General features: G+C 46.1%; 8 protein-coding genes. 3 read left to right on the top strand and 5 right to left on the bottom strand.

From position 1 onward, the window contains the following. Positions 1–273 precede the first annotated feature (273 nt). The 3 genes from IH598_05855 to IH598_05845 all read right to left on the bottom strand — a co-directional run bounded on the left by IH598_05855 (position 274) and on the right by IH598_05845 (position 1,638). The gene (locus IH598_05855; protein ID MBE0638022.1) at positions 274–531 is read right to left on the bottom strand and encodes a type II toxin-antitoxin system RelE/ParE family toxin; all 258 of its coding nucleotides are present in this window, start codon (positions 529–531) and stop codon (positions 274–276) included. After that, a complete protein-coding gene (locus tag IH598_05850; protein ID MBE0638021.1) occupies positions 521–736 on the bottom strand; it encodes a hypothetical protein in 216 nt (71 codons plus the stop codon). Before IH598_05850 ends, IH598_05855 begins: the two co-directional genes overlap by 11 nt. Before the next feature lie 89 nt (positions 737–825). Next, a complete protein-coding gene (locus IH598_05845) occupies positions 826–1,638 on the bottom strand; it encodes a LexA family transcriptional regulator (GenBank protein MBE0638020.1) in 813 nt (270 codons plus the stop codon). Positions 1,639–1,829: 191 nt separating this feature from the next. Between IH598_05845 and dinB the strand changes: the two genes are divergently transcribed. Further along, positions 1,830–3,002, top strand: a complete 1,173-nt coding sequence (gene dinB / locus IH598_05840; GenBank protein ID MBE0638019.1) for a DNA polymerase IV — start codon at positions 1,830–1,832, stop codon at positions 3,000–3,002. Positions 3,003–3,083: 81 nt separating this feature from the next. Here the strand turns inward: dinB and IH598_05835 are convergent, their stop codons facing one another. Further along, on the bottom strand, positions 3,084–3,317 hold the full coding sequence (locus IH598_05835) for a DUF2442 domain-containing protein (GenBank protein MBE0638018.1): 234 nt from the start codon (positions 3,315–3,317) through the stop codon (positions 3,084–3,086). Next, positions 3,298–3,531 (bottom strand): DUF4160 domain-containing protein, encoded by a 234-nt coding sequence (locus IH598_05830; protein ID MBE0638017.1) that lies wholly within the window; start codon positions 3,529–3,531, stop codon positions 3,298–3,300. Before IH598_05830 ends, IH598_05835 begins: the two co-directional genes overlap by 20 nt. A 204-nt stretch (positions 3,532–3,735) precedes the next feature. Here IH598_05830 and IH598_05825 point away from each other — a divergent pair, with 204 nt between their 5' ends. After that, positions 3,736–3,963, top strand: coding sequence for a DUF433 domain-containing protein (locus IH598_05825; GenBank protein ID MBE0638016.1), 228 nt, complete (start codon positions 3,736–3,738; stop codon positions 3,961–3,963). Positions 3,964–4,039: 76 nt separating this feature from the next. Continuing rightward, positions 4,040–4,264, top strand: coding sequence for a hypothetical protein (locus IH598_05820; protein ID MBE0638015.1), 225 nt, complete (start codon positions 4,040–4,042; stop codon positions 4,262–4,264). Positions 4,265–4,386: the final 122 nt, after the last annotated feature.

Here is a 4,386-nt window from a genome sequence, read left to right as displayed (position 1 = left end):
TTGCCGCTATATATTTTCCCGGGAGTGAATAAGTGATTAACCGATCAACAAATGAAGTTTAGCCGGAGAAATTACAGTCAACTCATTCACTTTGTAAACATTGGGAAAAATTGGTTGGCGGGCGGCTGGTTTTTCATGCTTGTGTTTTAACGAAAATTTCAGACAAAATTCTGTCGAGAAAAAAAGGCTATCTCTAATAAACAAGCAAATTTAAGCCTGATTTGAATAAGTTGTGGAAACAATTAAGGAGTTCACCCAAGATCAAATCGAAAATCAGAGTCTGTAAATATCCTTTCGATGTACGATTCTCAAAACCAGGACAATGAGTTTGTTGTCCTGAATTTCATATATGATCCTGTAATTTCCCTGACGAATCCTCCATCCTTCCCTGTTCTTAAGTTTTACCGAATCAGCAGGTCTGGGATCGTAAGCGAGATTAAGAATGCTCTGTTTTATTTTGAGATAATCACTTGCAGGAATTTTTAAAAGTTGCTTTTGGGCGCTTCGTCTGATGAATACTTTATAGGTCATTTCGCTGAGCTTCAATTTCAATAAAGGCCTGTTCAATTGGAATTATTTCTTCATCCGAAGACTTCACCAAATCAAAATCCTTTACATCTTGAAAATCCTCCAAATCTCTGATTGTCTTCAACAAAGCTTCGTAATCAGCCATTGGCAAAAAAACGCCAATATTATTACCATTTTTGTCCTTCAATATTTGTTCGTGTAAAGTCATAAATGTATGAATTTGATGAAACAAAAATACTCCTTTTTCATGATGCGGTGAAATTCCACAATAGGCGGGGGGTAGTTTCAAGGCTGCTTCTATTTTTCAGGTAATCCTTCCAACTTTTCGCTAATTCCTTTTACTTCTTTCCTGATCTCAGCTATATCTTCCATCATCCGGCTTTCCGACGTCCGCTCCTCCGGCAGTTCTGCGCTGATGTAGTGGATGAATTTCCAAACCTCCCTGATCTCGTTCACGTGAATGCTGTAGGGTAAATAGATGGGATTGAGCGAGTGCAGCCGCAGTTGACCGCTTTCGGCAATCAGGTTTTCGGCCACTTTGAACAGGATGCCTTCGTTGAGGGTGAGGATGATGTAGGCCTGCTTGTTTCGGATCAATTCCCAGTTTTGCACAAACTCGCCGGTGACCCACGAGCCATGCGGGATGGGTAGCATGGAGTCACCGCTGATCTGGAAGGTGCGGTATTTCTTCTCCGTGGATAAAAATGGCAGTTGAAACGTCGGCAAAATGCGGATGTACTCCGGGTCGGCAAAACCGCTGGAGTATCCTGCTTTGGCCTTCTCCGAGACCAGCTCGATGTTTTCTTCGTTGTCGGCATTCACTGTGGTGCTGAGTATGCGCAGGTTGCTGCCGCGGATAAAGACATCGTAGCCGTGCTCCAACTGCCACAACTCACTCTCCGACAGTTTGGCCAAATCCACTTTGATCAGTGTGTCAATGGCAATGCCGAAATACGCTGAGATGGCGATCAGCAGGTTGATGCCGGGCTGTGCGATCTGGTTTTCGTAGTTGTTCAGCGTTGAACGCGGTATGCCGAGAGTAGCAGCCAAATCGTCCTGTGTGCGCCCCTTGCGCTTGCGAAGGAATTTGATGTTGGAATTAAAATGCATGGGAGGATGGGATTAAATGTTTGTTGTCATTGTTGTCGGGCTGTCATTGTTGTTGATTTTTTTATTAACATTTTCATCGTTGATAATTATAAAATGATTAATTTGCTGGCAAAATTATGATTATATTTTAATCAAACAACATTTTTGATAAAAAAAATCTGATGAACTACCGCCAGCCCTATTCAAGCCCGATGGTGCTGCAACCGGATGGAGACGAGGTAAACGACCGCCGCACGATCGTACACTTCGACCTTGACACTTTTTTTGTGTCGGTGGAGCGACTGCTGAACTCGTCGCTGGTGGGCAAGCCGGTGATTGTTGGCGGCACGTCCGACCGCGGCGTGGTGGCAGGGTGCAGCTACGAGGCGAGGCGCTTCGGGGTGCACTCGGCCATGCCCATGAAGCTGGCGCTCAACCTGTGCCGCGACGCCATCGTGATCCGCGGCGACGGCGACCAGTACAGCAAATACTCACGCATGGTCACCGACATCATCGCCGAGAGTGCACCCGTTTACGAAAAAGCCTCCATTGACGAGCATTACCTCGACATCACGGGGATGGACCGCTTCTTCGGCTCGATGAAGTGGACGCACGAGCTGCGGCAGCGCATCATCCGGGAAACCGGGCTGCCCATCTCGGTAGGGCTGTCGGTGAACAAAACCGTGTCGAAGATCGCCACCGGCGAGGCCAAGCCCAACGGCGAGATTCAGGTAGAAGCGCCGCGCGTGAAGCCTTTCCTGGCGCCGCTCTCCATCCGCAAAATCCCCATGATCGGCGCCAAAACCTACCAGACCCTCCGCTCGATGGGCATAGCCAACATCCAGACCCTTAGCCTGATTCCTCCCGAGATGATGGACAAGCTGATGGGCAAAAACGGTATTGACATCTGGAAAAAAGCCAACGGCATTGACTCAAACCCTGTGGTACCTTACTCCGAACGCAAGTCCATCAGCACCGAAACCACCTTTGAGCAGGACTCCATTGACGTAACGCGCATGCGCGAAATCCTCAGTTCGATGATCGAGAAGATCGCCTTCAGCCTGCGCAAAAAGGGAAAACTCACCGGCTGCATCACCGTGAAGATCCGCTACGCCAACTTTGACACCCACACACTGCAAAAGGCGATTCCCTACACCTCCTTCGACCACGTACTCGCCAAAACGGCGCTCGAGCTTTTCGACCGGCTCTACACCCGCCGCATGCTCATCCGGCTCATCGGGGTGCGCCTGAGCCACCTTGTCGGCGGCGTGCAGCAACTCAACCTCTTCGAAGACACCCCCGAAATGGTCAGCCTCTACCAGTCGCTCGACCGCATCCGCAAGCGCTTCGGTGAAAGGGCAGTGTTCAGGGCAGTGGGGATGTAGGTTTTGGGAATTAGCCCTGACAGGGTTTGGAACCCTGTCAGGGCTGCTGTTTAGGAATTTTAAAGAGAAATTGGATTAATGCTAAAGCAACCCTTCAACAAGAATATCCTCGTCCAAATCCTCCCAGTGAATTCCTTCGCCTCCACCGATGAATCGCCAGTTATTTCGCTGCTTATCTGTGGCATCTCTCAGTTTTGGGAACCAATCAACCGGGACGGCAAGTTCGCGTCCGTCATCTAAAACGACATATAATTTTTCATCGCGGAACCAAAGCTCGTTGGCAATAGTAGATTTATTAATTGTTAAAGTGTTCATCCCATTTTACTTTAAAAAGTTCTAAATTTTCGAGAATCAAATTTCGGATTTCTGCCAACTCAGACGCTTTCAAACGTTTGGACCTGACGAGCTCAACAGGTTCAAGGTTGAACTTTGCTGTGCCTTCATCTTTTTCAATGTGTATGTGCATTGGAGTGTGGTCGTTTACATAAAAGAAAAAACGAAATCCTTTTGCTCTGAATACCGTTGGCATTTTCTAAAAAGTTTTACTTATGCAAAGATAACGCTTTTCACTTCCAGAAGTTTTTAACCCCAAATATGTCATCATTTTCTCTGGTTTATCAAACCCGACCGCAAACGCTTCGGCGAGTGGGCGGTTTTCAAGGCGGTGGGGATGTAGGTTTTGTATCAACTTACAAAAAAGCAATACCTTTGCTCGAAATACAAAGTTTAACCCATGGTAAATTACCAAAACATAATCACTATTGAACCTGGAAAACGTGGTGGGAAGCCATGCATCAGAGGGATGAGAATAACTGTGAGCGATATACTTGGTTGGCTGGCTTCAGGTATGACCGTTGAGGAGATTATCCACGATTTTGATGAGTTGACCAGTGAAGACATTTATGCGGCGCTAAGTTATGCAGCTGACCGGGAAAAAAAGATATACCAGATCGCGGTATGAAGTTTTTATTTGACTTTACAGGAACAAAAATTAGTTTAGCCTGTTCAGCGTTTATCTTCAATTAAACCATACAACCATGAGCACAAATGAAATAAAGCAACAACTTATGGAAGGCATCGAAAACATTGACGACAATGATTTTCTGCTCACCATCAAGGAGTTGATTGATCGCAAATATTCAGCTTCAGCAATTCCGGTACTCACATCACAGCAAAGACGACGAATTGCTGAATCGGAACTACAGATTGAAAATGGAGATTATCTGTCCGATGATGAAGTGAATAAACTGATTGACCAATGATTGAAAGAATAATCTGGTCAAGCAATGCCATTGAGTAGAAAATCCGCATTCTGGACTGCTGACATAAAAGAAACGGCACTAAAATTCCAAAAAGCTGGATGAATCATATGGCCTTGTAATTT

The sequence above is a fragment of the Bacteroidales bacterium genome (assembly GCA_014860585.1).
Lineage (GTDB): Bacteria > Bacteroidota > Bacteroidia > Bacteroidales > 4484-276 > RZYY01.
Note: the sequence above shows the minus strand (reverse complement) of the source record. Positions and strands in the feature narration are given on the sequence as shown.

Bases quoted from the DNA above. Each gene is read 5' to 3' on its own strand.
- IH598_05855 (MBE0638022.1), bottom strand. From the start codon at position 531: ATGACCTATAAAGTATTCATCAGACGAAGCGCCCAAAAGCAACTTTTA.
- IH598_05850 (MBE0638021.1), bottom strand. From the start codon at position 736: ATGACTTTACACGAACAAATATTGAAGGACAAAAATGGTAATAATATT.
- IH598_05845 (MBE0638020.1), bottom strand. From the start codon at position 1,638: ATGCATTTTAATTCCAACATCAAATTCCTTCGCAAGCGCAAGGGGCGC.
- dinB (MBE0638019.1), top strand. From the start codon at position 1,830: ATGGTGCTGCAACCGGATGGAGACGAGGTAAACGACCGCCGCACGATC.
- IH598_05835 (MBE0638018.1), bottom strand. From the start codon at position 3,317: ATGAACACTTTAACAATTAATAAATCTACTATTGCCAACGAGCTTTGG.
- IH598_05830 (MBE0638017.1), bottom strand. From the start codon at position 3,531: ATGCCAACGGTATTCAGAGCAAAAGGATTTCGTTTTTTCTTTTATGTA.
- IH598_05825 (MBE0638016.1), top strand. From the start codon at position 3,736: ATGGTAAATTACCAAAACATAATCACTATTGAACCTGGAAAACGTGGT.
- IH598_05820 (MBE0638015.1), top strand. From the start codon at position 4,040: ATGAGCACAAATGAAATAAAGCAACAACTTATGGAAGGCATCGAAAAC.